The organism is Pseudomonas sp. H2_A10, assembly GCF_054680085.1.
In genome coordinates this window covers 5940179-5964910 of record NZ_CP162821.1, presented here as the reverse complement: position 1 = coordinate 5964910, position 24732 = coordinate 5940179, and the positions used below count along the sequence as shown (strand labels likewise).

Here is a 24732-nt window from a genome sequence, read left to right as displayed (position 1 = left end):
GGCCAAACCTATGAGCGAGTTGTTGTCCTCAGTCAGTGAACACCTCCTGGCACCCGGTGGCGTGACCATCGAAAGTTTGCAAACCGTGCTGGGTGATCTCGCCGGGCCGGGTATCGACGCGGCAGACCTGTATTTCCAAGGGCAGATCTCCGAGTCCTGGGCGCTGGAAGATGGCATCGTCAAGGAAGGCAGTTTTAATCTCGACCAGGGCGTCGGTGTGCGGGCGCAATCCGGGGAAAAAACCGGTTTTGCCTACAGCAACGCGATCACCCTGGAGGCCTTGGGCCTGGCCGCTCGTGCGGCGCGCTCGATTTCCCGCGCCGGCCAAAACGGTACGGTGCAGGCGTTCAGCACCCAGGACGTGGCCCAGTTGTACGCGCCGGATAACCCACTGGAAGTGATCAGCCGTGCGGAAAAGGTCGAGCTGCTAAAGCGTGTCGACGCGGCCACCCGCGCCCTGGACCCGCGTATCCAGCAGGTTACCGTGAGCATGGCGGGCGTATGGGAACGCATCCTGGTGGCCTCGACCGATGGTGGCCTGGCGGCGGATGTTCGACCGTTGGTGCGCTTCAACGTCAGCGTGATCGTCGAACAGAACGGCCGCCGTGAGCGCGGTGGTCATGGTGGTGGCGGGCGAACCGACTACCGTTATTTCCTCGCCGAAGACCGCGCGATGGGCTATGCCCGTGAAGCGCTGCGTCAGGCGCTGGTGAACTTGGAAGCCATTCCGGCACCGGCGGGTACGTTGCCGGTGGTGTTGGGTTCGGGTTGGTCCGGCGTGTTGTTGCACGAAGCGGTGGGGCATGGCCTGGAAGGCGACTTCAACCGCAAGGGCAGCTCCGCCTATAGCGGGCGCATGGGCGAAATGGTTGCATCCAAGTTGTGCACCATCGTCGATGACGGCACCCTGGTCGGTCGTCGGGGCTCGCTGAGCGTGGACGACGAAGGCACACCCACCGAATGCACCACGTTGATCGAAAACGGTGTGCTCAAGGGCTACATGCAAGACAAGCTCAATGCCCGCCTGATGGGCGTGGCGCGTACCGGTAACGGTCGCCGTGAGTCCTACGCCCATCTGCCGATGCCGCGTATGACCAATACCTACATGCTCGGCGGCGAAAGCGACCCGGCGGAAATCATCGCGTCGGTGAAGCGTGGCATCTATTGCGCCAACCTCGGCGGCGGCCAAGTGGACATCACCAGCGGCAAGTTCGTGTTTTCCACCAGCGAGGCGTACCTGATCGAAGACGGCAAGATTACCGCGCCGGTCAAAGGGGCAACGTTGATTGGCAACGGGCCGGAGGCCATGAGCAAGGTGTCGATGGTCGGTAACGACCTGTCGCTGGACAGCGGCGTGGGCACCTGTGGGAAAGATGGGCAGTCGGTGCCGGTGGGTGTCGGCCAGCCAACGCTGAAGATCGATGCAATCACCGTGGGTGGCACGGGATCGTAAGCGGTGGAGCTTCGGGTGGCGAGGGCCGCCACCCGGGGAAAGGCATCAACGCAGGCCGCGTTGAGTCTCGTCCAGCTCACGGATGTACTTGAAGATTTTACGGCTGGTGGCCGGCGCCTTGTTATGCGCCTGCTCGTGCTGGGCCTGACGGATGAGGGAGCGCAATTGCTGGCGGTCCGCGTCCGGGTAGTCCAGCACGAATTTTTCCAGCACCGCGTCATCGCCCGAAATCAGGCGGTCACGCCAACGCTCCAGGTTGTGGAAGCGTTCATTGTACTGGCGAGTGGAGGCATCGGTTTGATCGAGCAAGGCCAGAATGGCGTCAGTGTCCTGATCACGCATCAGCTTGCCGATAAACATGATGTGCCGTTTACGCGCGATATTCGCGGTGTGCTTGGGCGCGTCCGCAAGTGCCCGGCGCATTTCGTCGGTCAGCGGCAGTTTTGCAATCAAGTCTTTTTTGAGCGTTGTAAGGCGCTCGCCAAGGTCAACCAGAGCATGCAGCTCACGTTTGACCTGGGTTTTGCTTTTCTCCCCATCGAGGGAGTCGTCGTAAGAATCAACCATGGTGGCAGTCCGCAAAGAAACGCCGCCATGATAACCAGTCGGGGGCCGCTTGTCCGGCCCGGTCGCTCGATGGCCTTAACCGAAAGCAGAATTTGAGTGGAGAAAACCATGAGTGCAGCCCAAAGCGTCGGCCCACAAGCGTTACCGGCCCTGCAGGAACAAGTCGAGCAGATCCTTGCCGAGGCCAAGCGCCAGGGGGCCAGTGCGTGTGAAGTCGCGGTGTCGCTGGAGCAGGGGTTGTCAACGTCGGTACGCCAGCGGGAAGTGGAAACCGTTGAGTTCAACCGTGACCAGGGGTTTGGCATCACCTTGTACGTGGGGCAGCGCAAAGGCTCAGCCAGTACCTCGGCCAGTGGCCTGGACGCGATTCGTGAGACCGTGGCCGCCGCGTTGGCCATCGCCAAGCACACCTCCGAGGACGAAAGCTCAGGCCTGGCCGACAAGGCGTTGATGGCCAAGGACTTGAAAGACTTTGATCTGTTCCACGCCTGGGACATCACGCCAGAGCAGGCCATTGAACAGGCACTGACCTGCGAAGCCGCCGCGTTCGATGCTGATGCCCGCATCAAGAACGCTGATGGCACCACATTGAGCACCCATCAGGGTTGCCGCGTATACGGTAACAGCCATGGTTTTATCGGCGGTTATGCGTCCACCCGCCATAGCTTGAGCTGCGTCATGATCGCCGAGGCCAATGGCCAGATGCAGCGTGATTACTGGTATGACGTAAACCGCCAGGGTGAATTGCTGGCAGACCCTGTGAGTATTGGCCAGCGCGCCGCACAACGTGCCGCGAGTCGTTTGGGCGCACGCCCGGTGCCGACCTGTGAGGTGCCCGTGCTGTTTTCGGCGGAACTGGCCGGTGGGTTATTCGGCAGTTTCCTGGGGGCGATTTCCGGCGGCAACCTGTATCGCAAGTCGTCGTTTCTTGAGGGGGCAATTGGCCAGGAACTGTTTCCGCACTGGCTGACCATCGATGAGCGACCGCACTTGATGCGCGCCATGGGCAGCGCGGCGTTCGATGGTGATGGCTTGGCGACCTATGCCAAACCGTTCGTCGAGAAGGGTGAGTTGGTGTCCTACGTGCTGGGCACCTACGCCGGCCGTAAACTTGGCCTGCCAAGTACTGCCAACTCGGGCGGCGTGCATAACCTGTTCGTAACTCATGGCGACGAAGACCAGGCGGCGCTGCTGCGGCGTATGGGGCGTGGCCTGCTGGTGACCGAATTGATGGGGCACGGCTTGAACATGGTTACCGGTGATTATTCCCGTGGCGCGGCGGGCTTTTGGGTGGAAAACGGTGAGATTCAATTCGCCGTCCAGGAAGTGACCATCGCCGGCAATATGCGCGACATGTTCAAACAAATCGTCGCGGTAGGTAATGACTTGGAATTGCGTAGCAATATTCGCACGGGTTCGGTACTAATCGAGCGGATGACCGTCGCGGGCAGCTGACCGACTCGTTCCACAAATAAGAAGCGCGCTATCCCCGGATAGCGCGCTTTTTTATGGGCGCAGGAAAAGTGGAAGACCATGTTGGCGTTGCTTTGATTCTCAATATCATTTAATAATAAATATCATTACCGAATGAGTGTGGATCATGAGTTCTGTCCTGCATGAGGATCCGTACCTGGAAAGCTGGCGCTGGATGAGTCGTCAGATTCGCTGCGGCCTCGATCCCAATGAGCCTCGCCTGATCGAACATTACCTCAATGAGGGGCGATACCTGGCGTGCTGCACCGCGACTCATCCGTGGACGATCGCTGAAACCTCTTTCCGTCTGTTGATCGACACCGCCAGCGATATCGCGTTGCCCTGGCATTGGCGCTCCATGTGCCTGGACCAGGCCTGGCGACCGCTGCGTGACCTGGAAAAACTCTCCCACTGTGCCTGCCGCCTCAAGCGCTGGCAGACCTTTGCCTGGCAATTGGCGACGTGCCAATTGCTGCCTTCGATTTCTCACTCCGACTTGGTGCAAGGATCTAACGATGAGTAACACCCGTATCGAACGCGACAGCATGGGCGAACTGCAAGTACCTGCCGAGGCCCTGTATGGCGCCCAAACCCAGCGCGCGGTGAATAACTTTCCGATCAGCCACCAACCCATGCCGGCGCAATTCATTCGTGCGCTGATTCTGGCCAAGGCCGCAGCCGCCAAGGTCAACGTCGACCTCAAGCAGATCAGTGAAGGGCAGGGCAAGGCCATCGTCGATGCCGCCCAGGGTTTGCTTGAAGGTGATTTCATGCCGCATTTCCCGGTGGATATCTTCCAGACCGGTTCCGGCACAAGCTCCAACATGAACGCCAACGAAGTGATCGCTACCCTGGCCAGCCGTTTGCTCGGTGAGGCGGTCAACCCTAACGACCACGTGAACTGTGGGCAAAGCAGCAACGACATCATTCCGACCACCCTCCATGTCAGTGCCGCGCTGGTGCTGCATGAGCAAACATTGCCGGCCCTGCTGCACCTGGTGCAGGTGATCGAGCGCAAAGCCGAAGAGGTTCACCCGTTCATCAAAACCGGGCGCACGCACCTCATGGATGCCATGCCGGTGCGCATGAGCCAGGTGCTCAATGGCTGGGCGCAGCAACTCAAGGCCAATATCGGTCATTTGCAGGACTTGTTGCCAAGCCTGCAAGCCCTGGCACAGGGCGGCACGGCGGTGGGCACCGGGATTAACGCGCATCCTGAATTCGCCGCACGCTTCAGCCAGCAACTAAGCGGGCTGACGGGGGTTAAATTCACCCCCGGCAAGAACCTGTTCGCGTTGATCGGCTCCCAGGACACCGCTGTCGCCGTCTCCGGACAGTTGAAAGCTACCGCCGTGTCGTTGATGAAAATCGCCAATGACCTGCGCTGGATGAACTCCGGCCCGCTTGCCGGTCTGGGTGAAATCGAGCTGGAAGGCTTGCAGCCCGGCTCTTCGATCATGCCGGGCAAGGTCAATCCGGTGATCCCGGAGGCGACTGCGATGGTCGCCGCCCAGGTAATCGGCAATGACACGGTGATCACCGTCGCGGGCCAATCCGGCAACTTCGAGCTGAATGTAATGCTGCCGATCATTGCCCAAAACCTGCTCAGCAGCCTCGAGTTGCTGGCCAATTCCAGCCGCCTGCTGGCAGACAAAGCCATCGCCAGTTTCAAAGTCAACGAAGCCAAGCTCAAGGAAGCGCTGTCGCGCAACCCGATTCTGGTCACCGCACTCAACCCGATCATTGGTTACCAAAAGGCCGCTGAAATCGCCAAACAAGCCTATCAGCAGGGCCGTCCAGTGATTGATGTCGCCCTTGAACACACCGACTTGCCTCGCAGCCAGCTGGAAATCCTGTTGGATCCGGAAAAGCTCACGGCCGGCGGCGTATAACCACAGACCCTGCTTTGGAGGCTCACCATGGAGCACTGGAAACGCACGATCGAACGCGCCAATCGCTGCTTTATGCGGGGCGAACTGGTGGACGCTCGCGAAGCCTATTTGCAGGCCCTGGCCCTGGCCCACGTGTTGTTCGAACGCTGGGCGGATGCTGACGAAGCAGTGGCAGCCTGTGTCATTTCCCATCACAACCTGGCGGACCTGCACCTGCGCCTCAACCAGCCGGAAGAAAGCGCCGAATACCTGTGTGCCATCCACCAGCGCCTGCTGCAGGCCATGCAGGACTTGCGCTTGAGCCCGCAATTACGCGAAGCAGCGCTGCGCCAGAGCAGCAAGACCTACGTCGAACTGTTGAATTTCATCAGCGATCACGGCGAGTACCCGCGTACCCATCGCCTGCTGGGCGGTACTGCGGCGCAGCCGAATACGCCTCAATACGGAGCACATTGATATGACTTACACCCTGCCTGCCTTGCCTTATGCCTACGACGCCCTGGAACCGCATATCGATGCGCAAACCATGGAGATTCACTACACCAAGCATCACCAGACCTACATCAACAACTTGAACGCGGCGGTAGAGGGCACTGAGTTCGCCGGTTGGCCGGTGGAGAAACTGGTGGCCAGCGTTCAGCAACTGCCGGAAAAACTGCGTGCAGCGGTGATCAACCAGGGTGGTGGTCATGCCAACCATTCGTTGTTCTGGGCGGTGATGTCACCTAAAGGGGGGGGCAAGCCCGAGGGCGCACTGGGCAAGGCGATTGACGACCAGTTGGGCGGCTTCGATAGCTTCAAGGAGGCGTTCACCAAAGCCGCATTGACGCGTTTCGGTAGTGGCTGGGCCTGGCTGAGCGTTACGCCGCAAAAGACCCTGGTGGTGGAAAGCAGCGGCAACCAGGACAGCCCGTTGATGAGCGGCAACACGCCCATCCTTGGCCTGGATGTCTGGGAGCACGCCTACTACTTGCTGTACCAGAACCGTCGTCCTGAATACATCAATGCCTTCTACAGCGTTATCAACTGGCCAGAAGTCGCCGCACGCTATCAGGCCGCTCTGGCCTGACATTCGTCTTCATAACAAGATCTAAGGCCGACTATGGGTACTGAAACACTGGCGATCAGCAGCGTGCGGATGTTTCGTTATGCGTTTGGTTCGCTGCTGCTATTGGCGGGGGCTGCATTGCTGGTGGCCCATGGGCTGGCCTGGCTGGACCTGGCGCCGCGCATCCTGCGCGCGTTGCAGGGCGGGGCGATATGCGCGCTTGGCACGGCGTTGGGCGCGGTTCCGGTGCTGGTGATTCGGCGGATGCCGGTAGCCTTGAGCGATACCTTGCTGGGCTTTGGTGCTGGAGTGATGCTGGCGGCAACCGCCTTTTCGCTGGTCGTGCCGGGTATTACTGCGGCGCAAAGCCTGGGGCTCTCGCCCTGGGGCGCTGGCGGCTTGATCAGCTTGGGCATCATGCTGGGGGCGTTCGGGTTGTATCTGGTCGACCGCAAGGTCTCTGGAGCCAGCCCGGAGATGCTGGTGGGTAGCCCCGACAAACCGGTGATTCCTCCACGCATCTGGCTGTTTGTGTTCGCCATTATCGCTCACAACATTCCGGAAGGCATGGCGGTCGGCGTTTCCGCCGGTGGCGGCATGCCGGATGCCGACAGCCTGGCCATGGGCATTGCTTTGCAGGATGTGCCCGAAGGCCTGGTGATTGCCTTGGTATTGGCGGGGGCGGGGATGTCGCGGGTCAAGGCATTCCTGATCGGCGCGGCCTCAGGTTTGGTAGAGCCGGTATTCGCCGTGCTGTGCGCCTGGTTGGTGAGCCTCGCACAAGTGTTGTTGCCTTTGGGGCTGGCATTGGCGGCTGGGGCGATGTTGCTGGTGGTGACTCACGAAGTCATCCCCGAATCGCGGCGCAATGGTCACGAAAAGCTGGCGAGCCTCGGCTTGTGCATCGGTTTTTGCTTGATGATGGTGATGGATACTGCGTTGGGTTGAGGCCATTGCGGCCTCGCACCTGTTTGCAAGGGCGAGTTACTCGCCTTCATCAAAGTAGTTATTGATCAGCGCTACCAGGGCATCCATCGCTTCCTGTTCTTTCTCGCCGTCAGTCTTCAAATGAATCGTTGTGCCCTTGCCGGCCGCTAACATCATCATGGCCATGATGCTCTTGCCATCGACCATGGAGTCCGGACTGCGCCCGGCGCGGATCTGGCAAGGAAACTGCCCGGCGACGCCGACGAACTTGGCCGAGGCCCGGGCGTGCAAACCCAGCTTGTTGATGATTTCAATTTCACGAGCGGGCATCGCGGGGGTGTTCCTTTCAGCTGAGGTCGCGGTGGCGAACCTGGACGTTCTTGAGGGTTTGTTGCAGCACCTGGCCCAGGCGCTCGGTCAGGTAGACGGAGCGGTGGTGGCCGCCGGTGCAGCCGATGGCAATGGTGACATACGCGCGATTGCTCGCGGCAAAGCGTGGCAACCATTTGAGCAAGTAGCTGGAAATGTCCTGGAACATCTCCTCTACATCAGGCTGCGCGGCGAGGTACTCAGCCACAGGTTGGTCAAGCCCGGACTGCTCGCGCAGTTCAGGCTTCCAGTAGGGGTTGGGCAGGCAGCGCACATCGAACACCAGGTCGGCATCCACCGGCATCCCCCGCTTGAAACCAAATGACTCGACCAGAAACGCCGTACCGGGTTCGGGCTGGTTGAGCAGGCGCAACTTGATGGCGTCACGCAATTGATACAGGTTGAGGCTGGTGGTGTTGATCTTGAGGTCGGCCAGGTCAATGATCGGCCCCAGCAGCTTGGTTTCATCCTCGATGGCTTCGGCCAGGGAGCGGTGGGGGCTGCTGAGGGGGTGGCGTCGACGGGTTTCGGAGAAGCGCTTGAGCAGTGTCTCTTCGTCAGCGTCCAGGTACAGCACATCACAATGAATATGTTTGGCGCGCACTTCCTCAAGCAGTTCCGGGAAGCGCGAGAGATGGCTGGGCAAGTTGCGGGCATCAATCGAAACCGCCACCAGGGGTTGCGCCAACTCGGTGTGGATAAGCGCCCGTTCGGCCAGTTCCGGCAGCAGGCCGGCGGGCAGGTTGTCGATGCAATAGAAGCCGCTGTCCTCAAGAACATTGAGGGCGGTGCTTTTACCCGAGCCTGAGCGGCCGCTGACGATGATCAAACGCATGATTACTGCCCGTTTTGTTCATCCAGGACAACTTGATACAGCGCCGCGTTGCTGCTGGCACTGCGCAGTTTGTCGCGTACCTCCTTGCGGTCGAGCATGCTGGCGATCTGCCGGAGCAGTTCCAGGTGCGCATCGGTGGCGGCTTCCGGGACCAGCAGCACAAATAGCAGGTCAACCGGGGCGCCGTCGATGGCGTCAAAATCGATCGGAGCTTCCAGATGCAGCAGGGCGCTCACGGGGGTGTCACAGCCTTTGAGGCGGCAGTGAGGAATGGCGATGCCGTTGCCAAAACCGGTGGAACCGAGTTTTTCACGGGCAACCAGTGCCTCGAAGACAACTTGCATCTCCAGATCCGGCACTTCGCGGGCGATCAGGTTGGCAATTTGTTCAAGGGCTTTTTTCTTGCTGCCGCCCGGCACGTTCACGAGGGAACGGCCGGGGGTCAGGATGGTTTCAAGTCGGATCATGGGGGGAGAGTTAACGACCTGTACCTTGCATCAGGTGCAGATTCTTTTCCTTATGCTTTATGAGTTGGCGGTCCAGCTTGTCGTAGAGCGAGTCAATCGCCGCGTACATGTCCTCATGCTCAGCATTGGCGACGAGCTTGGCATTCGGTACGTGCAGGGTGGCCTCGATTTTCTGCTTGAGCTTATCGACCTCCATGATGACCTGCACGTTGGTGATCTTGTCAAAATGCCCCGCAAGCTTGTTCAGCTTGCTCTCGGTGTACTCACGCAGGGGCTTGGTGACTTCCAGCTGGTGTCCACTGATGTTGACTTGCATACAGCTTCTCCTTCGTTGCCAGTGCATAAAGCGGCAGGCAAAGACGCCTGCCACTGGAACGCTGTGGCCCGCCCGTCACATCAAACGCTTACGCTCGCTGGAAGGCGCGATCCCAAGGGACTCGCGGTACTTGGCGACGGTTCGACGGGCGACCTGAATGCCTTGTGCCTCCAGTAAACCAGCGATCTTGCTGTCACTCAACGGCTTTTTCTGATTTTCCGCGGCAACCAGTTTTTTGATGATCGCGCGGATCGCCGTGGACGAGCATTCGCCGCCTTCGGAGGTGCTGACATGGCTGGAGAAAAAGTATTTGAGCTCATATATACCCCGTGGGGTATGCATGAATTTTTGCGTCGTCACCCGTGAAATCGTTGATTCGTGCATGCCTACCGCCTCGGCGATGTCATGCAGCACCAGAGGCTTCATCGCCTCGTCGCCGTATTCCAGGAAGCCGCGCTGATGCTCGACGATCTGGGTGGCAACTTTCATCAGGGTTTCGTTACGGCTCTGCAGGCTCTTGATGAACCAGCGGGCTTCCTGCAACTGGTTGCGCATGAAGGTGTTGTCGGCGCTGGTGTCGGCGCGGCGCACAAAACCGGCATATTGCGGGTTGACCCGCAGGCGTGGCACCGACTCCTGGTTCAATTCCACCAGCCAGCGTTCGTTGTCCTTGCGCACAATCACGTCAGGGACCACATATTCGGCTTCGCTGGACTCGATCTGCGAGCCCGGGCGCGGGTTGAGGCTTTGCACCAGTTCGATAACCTGGCGCAGGTCATCTTCCTTGAGCTTCATGCGGCGCATCAACTGGCTGTAGTCGCGGCTGCCCAGCAGGTCGATGTAATCGGTGACCAGGCGCTGGGCTTCAGCCAGCCAAGGTGTCTTGGCGGGCAGCTGGCGCAGTTGCAGCAACAGGCATTCGCTCAGGGAGCGGGCGCCAATGCCCGCAGGCTCGAACTGCTGGATGCGGTGCAGGACGGCTTCGATTTCGTCCAGCTCAATGTCCAGTTCAGGGTCGAAGGCCTCCAGAATCTCCTCGAGCGTCTCGTCCAGATAACCCTGGTTGTTGATGCAATCGATCAGCGTGACGGCGATCAGGCGATCGGTGTCGGACATCGGTGCGAGGTTCAGTTGCCACAACAGATGGCTCTGCAGGCTTTCGCCGGCGGAGGTGCGGGTGGTGAAGTCCCACTCGTCATCATCGTTGCTGGGCAGGCTGCTCGCGCTGGTCTGGTAGACGTCTTCCCAGGCGGTATCCACCGGGAGTTCGTTGGGAATGCGTTCGTTCCAGTCGCCTTCCTCAAGGTTATCCACCGTTGGGGCGGTTTCCTGGTAGGAGGGTTCCTGCACGTCGGAATTGGTTTTTTGCTCGATGTTGTCGGCCAGCGGGTCTGCATTATCGAAGTCGTCGCCTTCTTCCTGGCGTTCGAGCATCGGATTGGACTCCAGGGCCTCCTGGATTTCCTGTTGCAGGTCCAGGGTCGACAATTGGAGCAGGCGGATGGCCTGTTGCAGCTGCGGTGTCATCGTCAGCTGCTGGCCCATTCTCAGGACTAGCGATGGTTTCATGGCAGGGGCTTAACACCTTATTCGCCGGCGCAATGCGCCATCCACGACAGGGCGCGTGAGCGCCAAACATAAGCAAATTATATGCCTGATATCGAGGGCTTTGCCTAGAGCGCGGTAACAATAAAAAAACCGTAGGTTTTTCTTTGGTACGCGCGCTTCGGACAAACGACCTGCCACCCCCTGTTCATACAGGTGGTTTTACAGGCGGAACTCGTGACCCAGGTACACTTCCTTGACCAGTTCGTTGGCCAGGATGGTCGCGGAATCGCCTTCGGCGATCAACTGGCCATCGTTGACGATATACGCGGTTTCGCAGATATCGAGGGTTTCACGCACGTTGTGGTCGGTGATCAATACGCCGATACCCTTGGCCTTGAGGTGATGGATGATCTGCTTGATGTCGCCGACCGAAATCGGGTCGACGCCGGCAAACGGTTCGTCCAGCAGGATGAACTTTGGCGCGGTCGCCAGGGCGCGGGCGATTTCCACGCGACGACGCTCGCCACCGGACAGGCTCATGCCAAGGTTGTCGCGAATGTGGTTGATGTGGAACTCCTGCAGCAGGCTTTCCAGCTCTTGGCGGCGGCCGTCACGGTCGAGTTCCTTGCGGGTCTCAAGGATAGCCATGATGTTGTCGGCAACCGACAGTTTGCGGAAGATCGAGGCTTCTTGCGGGAGATAGCCGATACCGGCGCGAGCACGGCCGTGCATCGGCTGATGGCTGACATCCAGGTCGTCGATCAGTACGCGACCCTGATCTGCCTGGACCAGGCCGACGATCATATAGAAGCATGTGGTCTTGCCGGCGCCGTTGGGGCCGAGCAAGCCGACGATCTGGCCGCTGTCGATCGACAGGCTGACGTCGCGCACGACCTGACGGCTTTTATAGGCCTTGGCCAGATGCTGGGCTTTCAGGGTTGCCATTACTCGGCCTTCTTCTTCGGCTGGATAACCATGTCGATACGCGGACGTGGCGCAGTTACCTTGTTGCCATTGGCTCGACCGGCGTTGGCGATCTGCTTCACGGTGTCATAGGTGATTTTTTCACCTTCCGTGGAGTTGCCATCGGGGCTCAGCACCTTGGCCTGGTCGATCAATACAATGCGGTTCTGCTGGGCATGGTACTGGATGGTCTTGCCGTAGCCCTTCATCGGGCCTGTATCGGTAGCCGACTGCTTCTGTTCGAAGTAAGCCAGGTTGCCCACCGAGGTCACGACGTCAATATCACCGTTTGGGGTGCGCGTCAGTGTCACGGTATTGCCGGTGATCTTCATCGACCCCTGGGTAATGATCACGCCGCCGGTGTAGGTCGCTACACCTTGCTTGTCATCCAGTTGCGCATCGTCAGCCGAGATGTGGATCGGCTGCTGGCTATCGTTCGGCAGAGCCCAGGCGCTCACGCTTCCCAGTGCTGCGCCCAGACTGAGCAAAATAGGGAGAGTTTTAACGAGCCTCATACTGTCCTCTTACGTTCGATAGCAGGTGTATCCTGCTTTCTTTCAAATACGCTTTCATTCCCTTGCCAGTCGATACACCGCCAGCGCCGTCGATTCTAACGTCTTGCTCGGTCTGCGCATATTGCTTCTGCGGGAATACGGTCATGCGACTGGTAGTAATCACCGTGTCGCGTTTCTGGGCGTCAGTGCGTGCAACACGCACCGAATCAATCAGTTCTACCTCGGTACCGTCCGGGTTCACCTCGCCACGCTTGCTGGTGACGTGCCACGGAAACTCAGTGCCGCGATACAGGTTCAGGTCCGGATTGGTCAGCAGGGTGACTTCGGTCGTCTTCAAATGCTCGACCTTGTCCGAGGTCATTTCGTACTGCACCTTGCCGTCCGGCAGGAACTGCACGCTGTAGGCGTTGGTGGCGTAATAGTCGATAGCGCCTTCGTCGACCTGCGCGGCAGGTTGGTCGAGGAAGCGCTCCGGGCTGATATTCCAGTAGCCCACCGCCAGGAATAGCGCGGCGATGACCCCGAATAGCAGGAAGTTGCGAATCTTTTTGCTCAACATAAAACGCTCTATAGGTAGGCGGCGTGGGCCGCTTCAAGGCTGCCCTGGGCGCGCAGGATCAGCTCGCAGAACTCGCGGGCAGCGCCTTCTCCGCCACGGGCGGTGGTGATGCCATGGGCGTGTTCGCGAACGAATGCCGCCGCATTGGCGACCGCCATGCCCAGGCCCACTCGGCGAATGACCGGCAAGTCCGGCAGATCATCACCCAGGTAGGCGACCTGCTCATAGCTTAGGTTGAGTTGGCCAAGAAGCTCGTCCAGAACCACCAGTTTATCCTCGCGGCCCTGATACAGGTGAGCAATTCCCAGGTTTTGTGCGCGGCGTTCCACAACGGGGGTTTTTCGACCGCTGATAATCGCCGTTTGCACGCCCGCCGCCATCAGCATCTTGATGCCCTGGCCGTCGAGGGTGTTGAACGTCTTGAATTCGCTGCCGTCTTCGAGGAAATACAGGCGCCCGTCAGTCAGCACGCCGTCTACGTCGAAAATCGCCAGTTTGATGTGTTTGCCGCGTTGTAGCAGGTCGCTGGTCATTTACATCACTCCCGCACGCAGCAAGTCGTGCATATTCAGGGCGCCAACCGGATGGTCGTGGCTATCGACCACTACCAGCGCGCCGATCTTGTGGTCTTCCATGATCTTCAATGCTTCGGCTGCCAGCATTTCAGGGCGTGCGGTCTTGCCGTGAGGGGTCATGACCGCGTCGATGGTGGCTGTGTGAATATCGATGGTACGGTCCAGGGTGCGGCGCAAATCACCGTCGGTAAACACGCCGGCCAGGCGACCGTCGGTTTCCAGGATCACGGTCATGCCCAGGCCCTTGCGGGTCATTTCCATCAGCGCGTCCTTCAACAGGGTGCCGCGCTGGACGTGGGGCAATTCATCGCCCGAATGCATGACATTTTCGACTTTCAGCAGCAGGCGGCGGCCCAGGGCTCCGCCAGGATGTGAAAACGCGAAGTCCTCGGCGGTGAACCCGCGGGCTTCCAGCAACGCCACGGCGAGCGCATCGCCCATGACCAGCGCGGCGGTGGTGGAGGAGGTCGGTGCCAGGTTCAGCGGGCAGGCCTCGTGGGCCACGTGAACATTGAGGTTCACCTCGGCGGCCTTGGCCAGCGTCGAGTCCGGGTTGCCGGTGAGGCTGATCATCTGGATCCCGAGGCGCTTGATCAGTGGCAGCAAGGTCACGATTTCGTTGGTGGTGCCGGAGTTGGACAGCGCCAGGATGACGTCATCCTTGGTGATCATGCCCATGTCGCCGTGGCTCGCTTCGGCCGGATGCACGAAGAACGCGGTGGTCCCGGTGCTGGCCAGGGTGGCGGCGATTTTGTTGCCGACATGGCCGGACTTGCCCATGCCGACCACGACAACGCGGCCCTTGCTGGCCAGAATCATCTCGCAGGCGCGTACGAAATCTGCGTCGATATGCGCCAGTAAGCCTTCTACGGCTTCAAGCTCGAGGCGGATGGTGCGTTGCGCGGATTGAATAAGGTCGCTGGATTGGCTCATGTCTGAAATCGTATAGCCTGACGAAAAGTCGGCGATTATAGCGGTAATGATCAATTCCCTCACACAAGTTCGTCAGGCTTTATTCCGCGCTAGCCCGAGATTCATGCCTGGCAACGTTTTTTCACTGTCCCGGATCTGAACAAGCACCGTTCCGGCCTTGGGCGCGTTGTACCAGCAGTGATATAGTTCGCCGCCAGTTCGGTCCGCCCAGCCCACGTGGCTATCTGTTGCGTAACCGTTGAATAGGTTTATCGCATGCGTGGTGTCTGAGTGAAAGGCTGCATCCCAAGGAGTTTAGATGAGTGCCGATAACGCTTACGCGGTCGAGCTGAAGGGACTGACCTTCAAGCGCGGGACGCGCAGCATCTTCAATAATGTCGATATTCGCATTCCCCGTGGCAAGGTCACGGGCATCATGGGGCCGTCCGGTTGCGGCAAGACCACCCTGTTGCGCCTGATGGGCATGCAATTGCGCCCCAGCGCCGGCGAAGTGTGGGTCAACGGCCAGAACCTGCCGACGCTGTCGCGCAGCGATCTGTTCGATGCGCGCAAGCACATGGGTGTGCTGTTCCAGAGCGGTGCGCTGTTCACCGACCTGGATGTGTTCGAGAACGTGGCCTTTCCGCTGCGAGTGCATACCCAGCTGTCTGATGAAATGATTCGTGACATTGTCCTGCTGAAACTGCAGGCCGTGGGCCTTCGCGGAGCTATCGACCTGATGCCCGACGAGCTCTCCGGCGGTATGAAGCGGCGTGTGGCCCTGGCGCGCGCGATTGCCCTCGACCCCCAGATCCTCATGTACGACGAGCCCTTCGTCGGCCAGGACCCGATCGCCATGGGCGTTCTGGTGCGCTTGATCCGCCTGCTCAACGACGCACTGGGCATCACCAGCATCGTGGTGTCCCACGATCTTGCAGAAACCGCGAGCATTGCCGATTACCTCTATGTGGTAGGCGATGGCCAGGTATTGGGGCAGGGCACGCCTGAAGAACTGATGAACGCCGATAACCCGCGCATTCGCCAATTCATGACCGGCGATCCCGATGGCCCTGTGCCTTTTCACTTTCCGGCGGCGGATTACCGCTCAGATCTTCTGGGGAAGCGCTGATGCGCAAGACATCTCTAATCGAGAAGGTTCGCCTTTTCGGTCGCTCCGGCATCGACATTGTCGAAGTGCTGGGCCGTTCGACTATTTTCCTGTTCCACGCCTTGCTCGGGCGCGGTGGCATTGGCGGCGGCTTCGGCCTGTTGATCAAGCAGCTGCATTCGGTAGGCGTGATGTCCCTGGTGATCATCGTGGTTTCCGGGATTTTCATCGGCATGGTGCTGGCGTTGCAGGGCTTCAATATCCTTTCCGGCTACGGTTCGGAGCAGGCCGTTGGGCAGATGGTTGCCCTTACGCTGCTACGTGAGCTGGGGCCGGTGGTCACTGCGTTGCTGTTTGCGGGCCGTGCCGGTTCGGCGTTGACCGCCGAGATCGGCAACATGAAGTCCACCGAGCAATTGTCCAGCCTCGAAATGATCGGCGTGGACCCGCTCAAGTACATTGTTGCCCCGCGCCTGTGGGCCGGCTTCATTTCCCTTCCACTGCTGGCGATGATCTTCAGTGTGGTGGGGATCTGGGGCGGTTCCTGGGTGGCGGTCGACTGGCTGGGCGTCTATGACGGCTCGTACTGGGGCAACATGCAGAACAGCGTGACCTTCAGCGGTGACGTGCTCAATGGCATCATAAAGAGCATTGTCTTCGCTTTTGTCGTGACCTGGATCGCCGTTTTCCAAGGCTATGACTGTGAGCCCACCTCAGAAGGGATCAGTCGCGCCACCACCAAGACCGTTGTGTACGCCTCGCTGGCGGTACTGGGTCTTGACTTCATTTTGACCGCCTTGATGTTTGGAGATTTCTGATGCAAAACCGCACTGTGGAAATCGGTGTCGGCCTTTTCTTGCTGGCTGGCATCCTGGCTTTACTGTTGCTGGCCCTGCGAGTCAGCGGCCTTTCGGCCAGCCCCACCGCCGATACTTATAAACTTTACGCATATTTCGACAATATCGCCGGTTTGACTGTCAGAGCTAAAGTGACGATGGCCGGTGTCACCATCGGCAAGGTCACGGCAATCGATCTGGACCGCGACAGCTTCACCGGTCGAGTGACGATGCAACTGGACAAGAAGGTCGATAATCTGCCGACTGACTCCACTGCATCTATCCTCACTGCGGGTCTGCTGGGCGAGAAGTACATCGGTGTCAGCGTGGGCGGGGAGACAGCCCTGCTCAAGGATGGCTCGACCATCCACGACACACAGTCGTCGTTGGTACTGGAAGACCTGATCGGTAAATTCCTGCTCAATACGGTCAATAAAGACGCCAAATGAGGAATGTGTACATGATCTCTACCTTGCGACGTGGCCTCCTGGTACTGCTTGCAGCGCTGCCATTGATGGCTAACGCGGCGGGTTCTGCGCACGAACTGGTGCAGGACACTACTAACAAGATGTTGGCCGACCTGTCGGCCAACAAGGAAAAGTACAAGCAAGATCCCAGTCAGTTCTATAACGCGCTCAATACCATCGTCGGCCCGGTTGTCGATGCCGAAGGTATTTCCCGCAGCATCATGACGGTCAAGTATTCGCGCAAGGCTACCCCGGCGCAGATGCAGACCTTCCAGGAAAACTTCAAGAAAGGCCTGTTCCAGTTCTACGGCAACGCGCTGCTTGAATACAACAACCAGGGCATTACCGTCGCCCCAGCCGGCGATGAGTCGGGTGATCGCACCAGCGTCAACATGAGCGTCAAGGGCAACAATGGCGCCGTTTACCCTGTGCAGTACACGCTGGAGAAGGTCAACGGCGAGTGGAAGCTGCGTAACGTGATCATCAACGGCATCAACATCGGCAAGCTGTTCCGTGACCAGTTCGCCGACGCCATGCAGCGTAATGGCAATGATCTGGACAAGACCATCAACGGTTGGGCCGGTGAAGTCGCCAAGGCCAAGGAAACTTCCGACAAGGAAGCAGGGAAGTCCGCGCAATGACCGAGTCGGCTGTTCGTCTTGGCGACGCCGGGGAGTTGTTCCTCAGCGGCGTGCTGGATTACCGCACCGGGCCGGACCTGCGCAAACAGGGCCAGGCCCTGATCATGGCCAGCAATGCTCCGGCGCTGGTGTTGGATTGCTCGGCGGTGACCAAGTCCAGCAGTGTTGGTTTGTCGTTGCTGTTGTGCTTCATGCGTGACGCAGGCGCGGCCAAAAAGCCGGTCAGCGTCCGCGCTTTGCCGGAAGACATGCGCGAAATCGCCGAAGTTTCCGGGTTAACCGAGCTGCTGGCGCATCCTTAATACACATTATTAAGAAGCCCCCCGTCAGAGTCCTGCTATGCGGGGTTCGCAGGCGCGGGGCTTTTTTGTATGATGTGCGACCCGTGCGCACTGGGCGCCGATAGAGGTTGAGCATGCAGGCCAACGAAGTGAAGAGCTTCCTTGAAGGAAAGCTGCCGGAAACGACTGTTGAAGTTGAAGGCGAAGGCTGCAATTTCCAGCTGAATGTGATTAGCGATGAACTGGCGGCATTGAGCCCGGTCAAGCGTCAGCAGCAGATCTATGCCCATTTGAACCCATGGATCACCGATGGCAGCATCCATGCGGTCACTATGAAATTTTTCAGCCGCGCGGCCTGGGCCGAGCGCACCTGAGCCCCCAAGGCGTCGAGATTCTTATGGATAAATTGATTATTACCGGCGGTGCCCGCCTTGATGGCGAGATCCGCATTTCCGGTGCGAAAAACTCCGCCTTGCCGATCCTGGCAGCGACCCTGCTATGCGATGGCCCGGTAACCGTGGCCAACCTGCCACACCTGCACGACATCACCACAATGATCGAGCTGTTCGGTCGCATGGGCATCGAGCCGGTGATTGACGAGAAGCTGGCGGTCGAAATCGACCCGCGCACCATCAAAACCCTGATCGCCCCGTACGAACTGGTGAAAACCATGCGTGCGTCGATCCTTGTGCTGGGCCCGATGGTTGCTCGTTTCGGCGAAGCCGAAGTGGCGTTGCCCGGTGGGTGCGCCATCGGTTCGCGTCCGGTGGACCTGCACATCCGTGGCCTGGAAGCCATGGGCGCAGTCATTGACGTCGAAGGCGGCTACATCAAGGCCAAGGCACCGGAAGGCGGCCTGCGTGGCGCGAACTTCTTCTTTGATACCGTCAGCGTGACCGGTACCGAGAACATCATGATGGCCGCGGCCCTGGCCAAAGGCCGCAGCGTGCTGCAAAACGCCGCGCGCGAGCCGGAAGTGGTCGACCTGGCCAACTTCCTGAACGCCATGGGTGCGAAGGTTTCCGGTGCTGGCACCGACACCATTACCATCGACGGCGTAGAGCGCCTGCACAGCGCCACCTACAAGGTCATGCCCGACCGCATCGAAACCGGTACCTACCTGGTTGCCGCCGCCGTTACCGGTGGTCGCGTCAAGGTCAAGGACACCGATCCGACTATCCTGGAAGCGGTCCTGGAAAAACTGCGTGAAGCCGGTGCCGAAATCACCACCGGTGAAGACTGGATCGAGCTGAACATGCACGGCAAGCGTCCGAAGGCCGTCAACGTGCGTACCGCTCCGTACCCGGCCTTCCCGACCGACATGCAAGCGCAGTTCATCTCCCTGAACGCCATTGCCGAAGGCACCGGCGCGGTAATCGAGACCATTTTCGAAAACCGTTTCATGCACGTGTATGAACTGCACCGCATGGGCGCGAAGATCCAGGTCGAGGGCAACACTGCCATCGTCACCGGCACCGAGAAGCTCAAGGGCGCGCCGGTGATGGCGACTGACCTGCGCGCTTCGGCCAGCCTGGTCATTTCGGCATTGATCGCTGAAGGCGATACCCTGATCGACCGCATCTACCACATTGACCGTGGTTACGAGTGCATCGAAGAAAAACTGCAGATGCTCGGCGCCAAGATCCGCCGCGTACCGGGCTAGCCCCGGGCTTGCTGTGGTGAGCGGGCAAGCCCGTTCACCACAGCCGGTACCCGCTGGCCGCTCGCTGAATTGGTTTCAAATCGAGGCTGTAATGGCCTCGATCTGTGTCTGGCGCCGTTTGCGTCCGGACAGCAATAGCCTGATGAAGGACTGACGTTTCCCATGTTGACCATCGCACTGTCCAAGGGCCGCATCCTTGACGACACCTTGCCGCTTCTGGCTGAAGCGGGCATCGTGCCGACCGAGAATCCGGACAAGAGCCGCAAGCTGATCATCCCCACGACCCAGGATGACGTCCGTCTGCTGATCGTGCGGGCTACCGACGTGCCGACCTACGTTGAGCATGGCGCGGCCGACCTGGGCGTCGCCGGTAAAGACGTGCTGATGGAGTACGGTGGCCAGGGCCTGTACGAGCCGCTGGACCTGCGTATTGCCCTGTGCAAGCTGATGACCGCCGGCCGTGTCGGTGATGTCGAGCCCAAGGGCCGCCTGCGCGTGGCCACCAAGTTCGTCAACGTCGCCAAGCGCTACTACGCCGAACAAGGCCGTCAGGTCGATATCATCAAACTCTATGGCTCGATGGAGTTGGCGCCATTGATCGGCCTGGCCGACAAGATCATCGACGTGGTCGACACCGGCAACACCCTGCGTGCCAACGGTCTCGAACCTCAGGACTTTATCGCCGACATCAGTTCCCGCCTGATCGTCAACAAAGCATCGATGAAGATGCAACACGCCCGTATCCAGGCGTTGATCGACACCCTGCGCACCGCCGTGGAGTCTCGACACCGCGGTTGACCTACCCGCGTAGCTGAAAAGCTGCGCCCGTCTATCCGCCTCATAGCCAGAATTCTCAGGTGCCCAAGCGGAAACGACTGCTAGTTTAGGGCGCCTGAGTTTTTGCCAATTCTATTGAGGCCCTCGCTATGACCACGTCCACTGCAATTGCCCGACTCAACGCTGCCGACCCGGATTTCGCCCATCATCTGGATCATTTGCTGAGCTGGGAAAGCGTGTCCGACGACTCGGTCAATCAGCGAGTACTCGACATCATCAAGGCTGTGCGCGAGCGCGGTGACGCAGCGCTGGTGGATTTCACCCGCCAGTTCGACGGCCTGGACGTCAAGTCCATGGCAGACTTGATCCTGCCTCGCGAACGCCTGGAACTGGCCCTGACGCGCATCACCGCACCACAGCGGGAAGCCCTGGAAGTCGCGGCAGCACGCGTGCGCAGCTACCACGAAAAGCAGAAACAGGATTCCTGGAGCTACACCGAGGCCGACGGCACCGTGCTGGGCCAGAAGGTCACGCCGCTGGACCGGGCGGGCCTCTACGTGCCGGGTGGCAAGGCGTCGTACCCGTCATCGGTGTTGATGAACGCGATTCCCGCCAAAGTGGCGGGCGTGACTGAAGTGGTCATGGTGGTACCGACCCCGCGCGGTGAAATCAACGAGCTGGTGCTGGCAGCCGCTTGCATCGCCGGCGTGGACCGGGTGTTCACCATCGGTGGCGCTCAAGCTGTCGCGGCGTTGGCCTATGGCACCGAAAGCGTGCCGAAGGTCGACAAGGTGGTCGGCCCGGGCAACATCTATGTCGCCACCGCCAAACGCCACGTGTTTGGCCAGGTCGGCATCGATATGATCGCCGGCCCCTCGGAAATCCTCGTGGTGTGCGACGGCCAGACCGATCCGGACTGGATCGCCATGGACCTGTTCTCCCAGGCCGAGCACGACGAAGACGCCCAGGCGATCCTCGTCAGCCCGGACGCCGAGTTCCTCGACAAGGTCGCCGCCAGCATTAATAAGCTACTGCCGACCATGGACCGCGCCGAGATCATCGAGAAGTCAATCAATGGCCGTGGTGCCCTGATCCTGGTGCGTGACATGGAGCAGGCCATCGAAGTGGCCAACCGCATCGCGCCGGAGCACCTGGAACTGTCGGTGGCCGACCCGCAAGCGTGGCTGCCATCGATTCGCCACGCCGGTGCGATCTTCATGGGCCGCCACACCAGCGAAGCCCTGGGCGACTATTGCGCGGGCCCGAACCACGTGTTGCCGACCTCCGGCACCGCGCGATTCTCGTCGCCGCTGGGGGTGTATGACTTCCAGAAGCGCTCGTCGATTATCTTCTGCTCCCCACAGGGTGCCTCCGAACTGGGCAAGACCGCTTCGGTGCTGGCCCGTGGTGAATCCCTGAGCGCTCACGCCCGCAGCGCTGAATACCGCATCCTTGACGACAAGAAAGGTAATTGAGATGAGCAAATTCTGGAGCCCGTTCGTCAAGGACCTGGTGCCTTACGTACCTGGTGAACAGCCGAAGCTGACCAAACTGGTCAAGCTCAACACCAACGAAAACCCCTACGGCCCGTCGCCCAAGGCGCTGGCTGCGATGCAGGGCGAGTTGAACGACAACCTACGCCTGTATCCGGACCCCAACAGCGACCTGCTCAAGCAGGCCGTGGCCAAGTACTACGGGATCGACGCCGGCAAGGTGTTCCTCGGTAACGGTTCCGATGAAGTGTTGGCGCACATCTTCCACGGTCTGTTCCAGCACGACCTGCCGCTGCTGTTCCCGGATATCAGCTACAGCTTCTATCCGGTGTACTGCGGCCTCTATGGCATCAAGTCCGAGCCGGTGCGGTTGGACGAGCAGTTCCAGATCCGTGTCGCGGACTACGCCAGGCCCAACGGCGGGATTATCTTCCCCAACCCGAACGCGCCGACCGGCTGCGTGCTGGCACTGGATGCGGTGGAGCGGATCGTCAAGGCCAGCCCCGACTCGGTGGTGGTGGTCGATGAGGCGTATATCGACTTCGGCGGCGAAACCGCCATCAGCCTGGTGGACCGTTACCCCAACCTGCTGGTGACCCAGACCCTGTCCAAGTCGCGCTCACTGGCCGGTTTGCGCGTGGGCCTGGCCGTGGGCCACCCGGACCTGATCGAGGCGCTGGAGCGGGTCAAGAACAGCTTCAACTCCTACCCGCTGGATCGCCTGGCGATTGTCGGCGCGGCGGCGGCGTTCGACGACCGTGAGTACTTCGACAGGACCTGCCGGTTGGTGATCGACAGCCGCAACACGCTGGTCGCACAGCTGGAGGCTAAAGGCTTTGAGGTGCTGCCTTCGGCCGCCAACTTCATCTTCGCTCGCCACCCACGGCACGATGCAGCCGGATTGGCCGCCAAGCTGCGTGAGCAAGGGGTGATCGTGCGTCACTTCAAGCAGGAGCGAATTGCTCAATTCCTGCGGATCAGCATCGGTACGCCGGAGCAGAACCAGGCGCTGATCGATGGTCTCGGCGAGCTCTAACAGGCGCTGAAATCAAATGTGGGAGGGGGCTTGCTCCCTCCCACATTGGTTTTGTGTTGCTAATTACAGCAACGGCTCATCCGGCTTCTTGTTCTTCCAGCCATCATTGCCCGGCAGCAGCAGGTTCAAACCAATCGCTACCACCGCACACAGGGCGATGCCCTTGAGGCCGAAATCATCCGGGCCGGTGCCGGTACCGACCAGCACGCCGCCAATCCCGAACACCAGGGTTACCGACACAATCACCAGATTGCGCGCCTCTCCAAGGTCGATCTTGTGGCGAATCAGTGTGTTCATGCCAACGGCCGCAATCGAGCCGAACAACAAGCACAGAATCCCGCCCATCACCGGTACCGGAATACTCTGCAGCAGTGCGCCGAACTTGCCGATAAACGCCAGGCTGATGGCAAACACTGCAGCCCAGGTCATGATTTTCGGGTTGTAGTTCTTGGTCAGCATCACCGCGCCGGTCACTTCGGCGTAAGTCGTGTTCGGCGGGCCGCCAAACAGGCCGGCGGCCGTGGTGGCGATGCCGTCACCGAGCAATGTGCGATGCAGGCCAGGCTTCTTCAGATAGTCGCGACCGGTCACGCTACCCACCGCAATCACACCACCGATGTGTTCGATCGCCGGGGCCAGGGCCACCGGGACGATAAACAGGATGGCCTGCCAGTTGAATTCCGGTGCGGTGAAGTGGGGTAGGGCGAACCAGGGTGCAGCGGCGATTTTTGCCGTGTCGACTACGCCAAAGTAGAACGCCATGGCAAAGCCCACCAGCACGCCGGAGATGATCGGCACCAGGCGGAAAATACCTTTGCCGAACACCGCCACGATCAACGTGGTGAGCAGCGCCGGCATCGAGATCATCATTGCCGTCTGGTAATGGATCAGCTCGGCACCGTCGCCGGACTTGCCCATCGCCATGTTCGCGGCAATCGGCGCCATGGCCAGGCCGATGGAAATGATCACTGGCCCGATCACCACAGGCGGCAGCAGCCGGTCGATAAAACCGGTGCCCTTGACCTTCACCGCCAGGCCCAGGAACGTATAAACGAAACCGGCCGCCATCACGCCGCCCATGGTTGCCGCGAGGCCGAACTGGCCCTTGGCAAGGATGATCGGGGTGATAAAGGCAAAGCTCGAGGCCAGGAACACCGGCACCTGCCGGCCTGTCACCACCTGGAACAACAACGTGCCCAGGCCGGCGGTGAACAGTGCGACGTTTGGATCAAGACCGGTGATCAGCGGCATCAACACCAGCGCGCCAAATGCTACAAAAAGCATTTGTGCGCCAGACAGGATCTGGCGCCAAAGCGGGTCGTTGAATTCATCCTGCATGCTCACGCGTCCTTCTGCTTGGTGCCGAAGATCTTGTCGCCGGCATCGCCCAGGCCCGGGATGATGTAGCCGTGTTCGTTCAGGCGTTCATCGATCGAGGCGGTGTAGATCTGCACGTCGGGGTGCGCTTTCTCGACGGCGGCGATGCCTTCGGGGGCGGCGACCAGCACCATCGCACGAATGTCCTTGCAGCCAGCTTTTTTCAGCAGGTCGATGGTGGCGACCATGGAACTGCCGGTGGCGAGCATCGGGTCGATGATCATGGCCAGGCGCTCGTCGATTTCCGGGACAAGTTTTTCCAGGTAGGTGTGGGCCTGCAGTGTTTGCTCATTGCGGGCTACGCCCACGGCGCTGACCTTGGCGCCGGGAATCAGGCTGAGGACGCCTTCGAGCATGCCGATACCGGCGCGCAGGATCGGCACCACGGTGATTTTTTTACCGGCGATTTTTTCCACCTGGACGGGACCGGCCCAACCGGGGATCTCGTAGTTCTCCAGGGGCAAATCCTTGGTGGCTTCGTAAGTGAGCAACGCTCCGACTTCCTGAGCAAGCTCACGGAAATTCTTCGTGCTAATGTCGGCGCGGCGCATAAGGCCGAGCTTGTGTCGGATCAGCGGGTGGCGGATCTCGCGAGTGGGCATGGGAAAGGCTCCGGCGGCGGGCAAAAAAACCG

The 24732-nt window shown here is 59.9% G+C and carries 30 protein-coding genes; 17 read left to right on the top strand and 13 right to left on the bottom strand.

Annotation, left to right across the window (positions count from 1 at the left end; translation table 11 throughout):
* Window positions 1-10: 10 nt before the first annotated feature.
* Window positions 11-1453 carry a metalloprotease TldD gene (gene tldD / locus AB4O23_RS27765; protein ID WP_460150346.1) on the top strand — a complete coding sequence of 481 codons (1443 nt, stop codon included), beginning with the start codon at window positions 11-13 and terminating at the stop codon, window positions 1451-1453.
* Window positions 1454-1498: 45 nt separating this feature from the next.
* Here tldD and yjgA read toward each other — a convergent pair whose 3' ends face one another.
* Window positions 1499-2020: a ribosome biogenesis factor YjgA gene (gene yjgA / locus AB4O23_RS27760; protein WP_017138246.1), complete on the bottom strand. Its 522-nt coding sequence runs from the start codon at window positions 2018-2020 to the stop codon at window positions 1499-1501.
* A gap of 108 nt (window positions 2021-2128) precedes the next feature.
* Between yjgA and pmbA the strand changes: the two genes are divergently transcribed.
* The 6 genes from pmbA (at window position 2129) to AB4O23_RS27730 (ending at window position 7381) form a co-directional block, all read left to right on the top strand.
* Window positions 2129-3475 carry a metalloprotease PmbA gene (pmbA, locus tag AB4O23_RS27755; RefSeq protein ID WP_065877284.1) on the top strand — a complete coding sequence of 449 codons (1347 nt, stop codon included), beginning with the start codon at window positions 2129-2131 and terminating at the stop codon, window positions 3473-3475.
* A gap of 145 nt (window positions 3476-3620) precedes the next feature.
* Complete coding sequence (locus AB4O23_RS27750; RefSeq protein WP_017526125.1) at window positions 3621-4016, top strand: hypothetical protein; 396 nt, start codon at window positions 3621-3623, stop codon at window positions 4014-4016.
* Window positions 4009-5385: a class II fumarate hydratase gene (locus tag AB4O23_RS27745; protein ID WP_017526126.1), complete on the top strand. Its 1377-nt coding sequence runs from the start codon at window positions 4009-4011 to the stop codon at window positions 5383-5385. Before AB4O23_RS27750 ends, AB4O23_RS27745 begins: the two co-directional genes overlap by 8 nt.
* Window positions 5386-5412: 27 nt before the next feature.
* Window positions 5413-5841: a hypothetical protein gene (locus AB4O23_RS27740; RefSeq protein ID WP_017526127.1), complete on the top strand. Its 429-nt coding sequence runs from the start codon at window positions 5413-5415 to the stop codon at window positions 5839-5841.
* Window position 5842: 1 nt separating this feature from the next.
* Complete coding sequence (locus AB4O23_RS27735) at window positions 5843-6454, top strand: superoxide dismutase (protein ID WP_017526128.1); 612 nt, start codon at window positions 5843-5845, stop codon at window positions 6452-6454.
* A gap of 33 nt (window positions 6455-6487) precedes the next feature.
* Window positions 6488-7381 carry a ZIP family metal transporter gene (locus AB4O23_RS27730; protein WP_017526129.1) on the top strand — a complete coding sequence of 298 codons (894 nt, stop codon included), beginning with the start codon at window positions 6488-6490 and terminating at the stop codon, window positions 7379-7381.
* Between the two features lie 36 nt (window positions 7382-7417).
* On the opposite strand, the gene AB4O23_RS27725 is transcribed toward AB4O23_RS27730, so the two are convergent.
* The 10 genes from AB4O23_RS27725 to AB4O23_RS27680 all read right to left on the bottom strand — a co-directional run bounded on the left by AB4O23_RS27725 (window position 7418) and on the right by AB4O23_RS27680 (window position 14440).
* Entirely contained in the window at window positions 7418-7690 is a 273-nt protein-coding gene (locus AB4O23_RS27725; protein WP_017526130.1) for an HPr family phosphocarrier protein, read from the bottom strand.
* Between the two features lie 16 nt (window positions 7691-7706).
* On the bottom strand, window positions 7707-8564 hold the full coding sequence (rapZ, locus tag AB4O23_RS27720; RefSeq protein WP_017526131.1) for an RNase adapter RapZ: 858 nt from the start codon (window positions 8562-8564) through the stop codon (window positions 7707-7709).
* Window positions 8565-8566: 2 nt separating this feature from the next.
* Window positions 8567-9031, bottom strand: coding sequence for a PTS IIA-like nitrogen regulatory protein PtsN (ptsN, locus tag AB4O23_RS27715; protein ID WP_017526132.1), 465 nt, complete (start codon window positions 9029-9031; stop codon window positions 8567-8569).
* Between the two features lie 10 nt (window positions 9032-9041).
* Window positions 9042-9347, bottom strand: a complete 306-nt coding sequence (gene hpf / locus AB4O23_RS27710; protein WP_003171804.1) for a ribosome hibernation-promoting factor, HPF/YfiA family — start codon at window positions 9345-9347, stop codon at window positions 9042-9044.
* Between the two features lie 75 nt (window positions 9348-9422).
* Window positions 9423-10916, bottom strand: a complete 1494-nt coding sequence (locus tag AB4O23_RS27705; protein WP_065877281.1) for an RNA polymerase factor sigma-54 — start codon at window positions 10914-10916, stop codon at window positions 9423-9425.
* A 198-nt stretch (window positions 10917-11114) separates the two neighbouring features.
* A complete protein-coding gene (gene lptB, locus AB4O23_RS27700) occupies window positions 11115-11840 on the bottom strand; it encodes an LPS export ABC transporter ATP-binding protein (protein ID WP_004372092.1) in 726 nt (241 codons plus the stop codon).
* Window positions 11840-12373, bottom strand: coding sequence for a lipopolysaccharide transport periplasmic protein LptA (gene lptA, locus AB4O23_RS27695; RefSeq protein WP_017526134.1), 534 nt, complete (start codon window positions 12371-12373; stop codon window positions 11840-11842). Before lptA ends, lptB begins: the two co-directional genes overlap by 1 nt.
* Entirely contained in the window at window positions 12360-12932 is a 573-nt protein-coding gene (gene lptC / locus AB4O23_RS27690) for an LPS export ABC transporter periplasmic protein LptC (protein ID WP_017526135.1), read from the bottom strand. The genes lptA and lptC overlap by 14 nt, the downstream gene beginning before the upstream one ends.
* An 8-nt stretch (window positions 12933-12940) precedes the next feature.
* Window positions 12941-13465 (bottom strand): KdsC family phosphatase, encoded by a 525-nt coding sequence (locus tag AB4O23_RS27685; RefSeq protein ID WP_003171809.1) that lies wholly within the window; start codon window positions 13463-13465, stop codon window positions 12941-12943.
* Complete coding sequence (locus AB4O23_RS27680) at window positions 13466-14440, bottom strand: KpsF/GutQ family sugar-phosphate isomerase (protein WP_017526136.1); 975 nt, start codon at window positions 14438-14440, stop codon at window positions 13466-13468.
* Window positions 14441-14738: 298 nt separating this feature from the next.
* On the opposite strand from AB4O23_RS27680, the gene AB4O23_RS27675 reads away from it, so the two are divergent.
* The 10 genes from AB4O23_RS27675 to hisC all read left to right on the top strand — a co-directional run bounded on the left by AB4O23_RS27675 (window position 14739) and on the right by hisC (window position 22721).
* Window positions 14739-15548, top strand: coding sequence for an ATP-binding cassette domain-containing protein (locus AB4O23_RS27675; protein WP_003171811.1), 810 nt, complete (start codon window positions 14739-14741; stop codon window positions 15546-15548).
* A complete protein-coding gene (mlaE, locus tag AB4O23_RS27670; protein ID WP_017526137.1) occupies window positions 15548-16345 on the top strand; it encodes a lipid asymmetry maintenance ABC transporter permease subunit MlaE in 798 nt (265 codons plus the stop codon). Before AB4O23_RS27675 ends, mlaE begins: the two co-directional genes overlap by 1 nt.
* Window positions 16345-16812: an outer membrane lipid asymmetry maintenance protein MlaD gene (gene mlaD / locus AB4O23_RS27665; protein ID WP_003171814.1), complete on the top strand. Its 468-nt coding sequence runs from the start codon at window positions 16345-16347 to the stop codon at window positions 16810-16812. The genes mlaE and mlaD overlap by 1 nt, the downstream gene beginning before the upstream one ends.
* An 11-nt stretch (window positions 16813-16823) precedes the next feature.
* Window positions 16824-17471, top strand: a complete 648-nt coding sequence (locus tag AB4O23_RS27660) for an MlaC/ttg2D family ABC transporter substrate-binding protein (protein ID WP_017526138.1) — start codon at window positions 16824-16826, stop codon at window positions 17469-17471.
* Window positions 17468-17773 (top strand): STAS domain-containing protein, encoded by a 306-nt coding sequence (locus AB4O23_RS27655; protein ID WP_017526139.1) that lies wholly within the window; start codon window positions 17468-17470, stop codon window positions 17771-17773. The genes AB4O23_RS27660 and AB4O23_RS27655 overlap by 4 nt, the downstream gene beginning before the upstream one ends.
* A gap of 113 nt (window positions 17774-17886) precedes the next feature.
* The gene (locus AB4O23_RS27650) at window positions 17887-18126 is read left to right on the top strand and encodes a BolA family protein (RefSeq protein WP_003171818.1); all 240 of its coding nucleotides are present in this window, start codon (window positions 17887-17889) and stop codon (window positions 18124-18126) included.
* A 23-nt stretch (window positions 18127-18149) separates the two neighbouring features.
* Entirely contained in the window at window positions 18150-19415 is a 1266-nt protein-coding gene (gene murA, locus AB4O23_RS27645; protein WP_017526140.1) for a UDP-N-acetylglucosamine 1-carboxyvinyltransferase, read from the top strand.
* A gap of 162 nt (window positions 19416-19577) precedes the next feature.
* Window positions 19578-20213 (top strand): ATP phosphoribosyltransferase, encoded by a 636-nt coding sequence (gene hisG, locus AB4O23_RS27640; protein WP_003171824.1) that lies wholly within the window; start codon window positions 19578-19580, stop codon window positions 20211-20213.
* Window positions 20214-20341: 128 nt separating this feature from the next.
* On the top strand, window positions 20342-21667 hold the full coding sequence (hisD, locus tag AB4O23_RS27635; RefSeq protein ID WP_017526142.1) for a histidinol dehydrogenase: 1326 nt from the start codon (window positions 20342-20344) through the stop codon (window positions 21665-21667).
* Window position 21668: 1 nt separating this feature from the next.
* Window positions 21669-22721, top strand: coding sequence for a histidinol-phosphate transaminase (gene hisC / locus AB4O23_RS27630; RefSeq protein ID WP_065877280.1), 1053 nt, complete (start codon window positions 21669-21671; stop codon window positions 22719-22721).
* A gap of 63 nt (window positions 22722-22784) precedes the next feature.
* On the opposite strand, the gene AB4O23_RS27625 is transcribed toward hisC, so the two are convergent.
* Together AB4O23_RS27625 and upp are read right to left on the bottom strand one after the other, a co-directional pair.
* Complete coding sequence (locus tag AB4O23_RS27625) at window positions 22785-24059, bottom strand: uracil-xanthine permease family protein (protein WP_017526144.1); 1275 nt, start codon at window positions 24057-24059, stop codon at window positions 22785-22787.
* Between the two features lie 2 nt (window positions 24060-24061).
* Complete coding sequence (upp, locus tag AB4O23_RS27620) at window positions 24062-24700, bottom strand: uracil phosphoribosyltransferase (RefSeq protein ID WP_017526145.1); 639 nt, start codon at window positions 24698-24700, stop codon at window positions 24062-24064.
* Between the last annotated feature and the right edge of the window lie 32 nt (window positions 24701-24732).